The sequence below is a fragment of the Pseudomonadota bacterium genome, from assembly GCA_030860485.1.
Lineage (GTDB): Bacteria > Pseudomonadota > Gammaproteobacteria > JACCXJ01 > JACCXJ01 > JACCXJ01.
Window position 1 is genome coordinate 1 of record JALZID010000175.1, and the last position, 3113, is coordinate 3113.

Annotated in this window: 1 protein-coding gene and 1 pseudogene; one reads left to right on the forward strand and one right to left on the reverse strand. The window is 64.3% G+C overall.

Going from position 1 to position 3113, the window contains the following annotated elements; translation table 11 throughout:
• Window positions 1-509: 509 nt before the first annotated feature.
• Window positions 510-2693, reverse strand: a complete 2184-nt coding sequence (locus M3461_09605) for a GAF domain-containing protein (GenBank protein MDQ3774595.1) — start codon at window positions 2691-2693, stop codon at window positions 510-512.
• A gap of 247 nt (window positions 2694-2940) precedes the next feature.
• Here M3461_09605 and M3461_09610 point away from each other — a divergent pair.
• Window positions 2941-3113: pseudogene (locus M3461_09610) on the forward strand (NAD-dependent malic enzyme).

Here is a 3113-nt window from a genome sequence, read left to right on the forward strand (position 1 = left end):
GGGATGATCCCCTCAAAAAGGCCGATCTAGATCCCTGATGCTGCTCCAAAATCGGCCTGGATAGTGAAATCCCTTGTAACATGCCGCGGCAGTATAGGCTTTCATCACAATTTTTAGAGGCTCCCTAAAGACCAACGGTGTTCCACCGACCTGTAATTGATCATCGATTTTGACCCCCGCTACTTCTAACGCAGATAGCGGTCCGGCAAAAATCAATAATGCTATTACCGCACCAAGCTTTTTTCAATCTCTCATCATGCACCTGCCATTCTTGGATTCATCTTGGAAAGATCGACGAGCAACTCCTATGCCGTTCCGCCAACACTTTACACGCAAAGACCTATGCCAATTCCGAAATCTTCATTTGCTTGCCAAGATCCAGTCAGCGTAGCCTGAATGAAGCGCCGACCAAATCCAGCATATACCGGTTCCGGATTAATTATATGTCCTCCGGCTCGCTCCGCAGCTCCGCGCGCACCGCATGCGGGCGATGATTTTTTCACAACCTCTCAGGCATAAAGCGCGGCGACGGCGGCCCGGGCTTCGGCGGTGTCTTTCCAGCCGGTGAGGCGGAATGCTTCGTGCTGGGTGGGGCCTAGCGCCACGGGCCCGAGCGGCTCGAACTCACTGTAGCGAGCAACGGCAATGCGCGCGGTATCGCTCAGCACAATCGCACCCGGCCGGTCGTGGTGATACAAGCGCGCCGCGAGGTCCACCGTATCACCCCAGACGTCGTACTGGAAGCGCTTGCGGCCGAGCAGCCCGGCCGTGACGGGGCCCACGTGGATACCGATGAGAACCGACCAGCTATCGCACATCTGGGCCACGGCAGCGCGCAGGTCGAGTGCACACGCGGTCGCGTGCAGGACGGGATTGCGCTCGGCCCGCTGCAGCCCGCACACCGCGATGAGGCCGGGCCCGAGGCTCTTGATCTTGATCAGGCCGTGCTCGTCAAAGAGCCGCTCATACGCTTCCATGAGCTCTTGTATCCGCGCAACGGCCTCGTCCGGGTCGCGGCCATCGCACCACGCAGCGAAACCGTCAATGCTGCAGAACAGAACGGCCACGTTTTCATGTTGTCGCGCCCGCACGCCGCGGGTCGTCTTCCACTCTTGGGCGATCTCCGCCGGGAGGATCCCCTGTAGGATCTCGTGCGAGCGCCGCAGGGCCTCTTCACCTGCCTGCGCTGAATGCTTGCGCTCGATGAACTGGCCGATCTGGCTGCCCACCGCCCCCATCATGGCGAGGAGCGCTTCGTCGGGCTCGGCGGGATGGCGTGAGAAGAACTCCATCACGCCGAGCACCCGGCCCTCGCACCAGATGGGGAACGCGAAGGCCCCGCGTAGGCCGACCTGCCGGGCGATGGGTGCGCGCGGGAAGTTCGGGTCTACGGTGACGTCGGCGCTCCAAGCCGGGCGGCCCGTGGACCACACGCGGCCGGGTAGGCCCTGGCCCGGCTCGAACGAGGTGGCACGGCTCAGCTCTTCGAAGGCAGACAGATCTCCGGAGGTGCTGTGAGATGTCACAAAGAGCAGGGCCCGGGCGTTCGGGTCAGGATCGACCACCCACAGGGCGGACCAGGCCCAGCCGAGTGCCTCACAGATGTTCTCTAGGATACGAGGCGCCGCGTCATCCAGGCTGGCGGACTCTTCCAAGGCGCGGGTGGCCGCGTGTTGGGCCATGAGGCGCCGGCCCGCCTCGGTCCGTTCGGCGAAGTCGCGCTCCAGGCGCCGGTGCACCTCGCCGAGCGCGAGCGCTTTCTGGGCGCTCTGCTCGTGCGCCAACGTTCGCTCCACGAACTGGCTGATCTGCGTGCCGATCGCATCCATCATGGCCAGTAAGGCCGGGTCGGGCTCCGCGACCTCGGCGCTGAAGAATTCCATGACGCCGATGAGCCCGCCGGCCACGGGGATGGGGAAGCAGAACGCGCCGTGCAGCCCGACCTTGCGTGCCGCCGGGAGCCGCGGGAAGTTCGGGTCCTCTTGTACGTCTGGGATCCACGCGGACTGCCCGCTCGCCCAGACCCGGCCCGGCAGGCCGACGCCGGGGGCGAATGTCATGCCCTGGCTCATGGCGGAGAAGTCGGCCAACTGCACGGCCGGGGCATGCCAGATGTCACCACAGCGCAGGACCCCCGCCTCGCGGTCGATGGTCCAGAGTGCCGACCAGTGCCAGCCGAGGCTTTCGCAGATGGCCTTCAGGATGGCGGGCATGGCCCGGCCGAGCGTCTCGGACTCCGCCAACACGCGCGTGGCGGCATGCTGCGCCGCCTGACGCCGGCCTTGGATGACGTTGCGCGTCGCCATCTCGTGCAGCGCGCGCTCTACCTCCACAAGCTCGTCGCGGTCGGCGGGATCCACGGGGGAAGGTTCGACATCGCCTTCTAACATCTTCCGGGCCCTGCCGGCGACGCGCTCTGTGCGCTCTCCGATCCGGCGGACCTGCGCCACCACGAGGGCCGCCAGAATAAACCCGAACGGTACTGCGCCGAGCATCCAAAGGAGCGGCCGCCTGCTCGCCTCACGCGCCTCCTCCTCAATCACCGAGGTAGTCGCATCGGCGCGGGCCAGGAGTGCTTCGCTGCGGTACAGGCTGTAAACCAGGAAGCCCGCATGAACGGCGATCAGCGCGACGACCAGAAACGCGATGAGGCGGAGCTTTGCAAGGGGAGTGGCCTCGGTCCAGAATTTCATGACCCCTGGCTCTCGAAGATGTGGATCAGTTGCGGGGAACCGCTGCGAAAGGTGCACTGGACGGGAGGATACCACGTCAACCGGACTTGAGCTTGCTGGTTTTAGCCAGCTGGCGTGACTCGCACGTTGCGCGGCGCCAAGAGCGGATTCACATGCCCGCCAGATCGGCCTGCGCGGGCTCTTACAACTCCTCGAGGACCCCTTACATCTCAATCTGCATATCTCAATCTGCCCCGCGCCGGCTGGCGGAGCGGCCTACGATGAGCTTTTGGACGGATTCATCACGGCGGCGCAGGAGGTCTTCCCGAAGGCCGTGATCCAATTCGAGGACTTCGGGAACGCCAACGCCTTCCACCTGCTGCACCGCTATCGCGACCGGGTGTGTTGCTTCAACGACGACATCCAGGGCACGGCCGCGAT

Coding starts and splice junctions, on each gene's coding strand:
- M3461_09605 (MDQ3774595.1), bottom strand. CDS start 2,693: ATGAAATTCTGGACCGAGGCCACTCCCCTTGCAAAGCTCCGCCTCATC.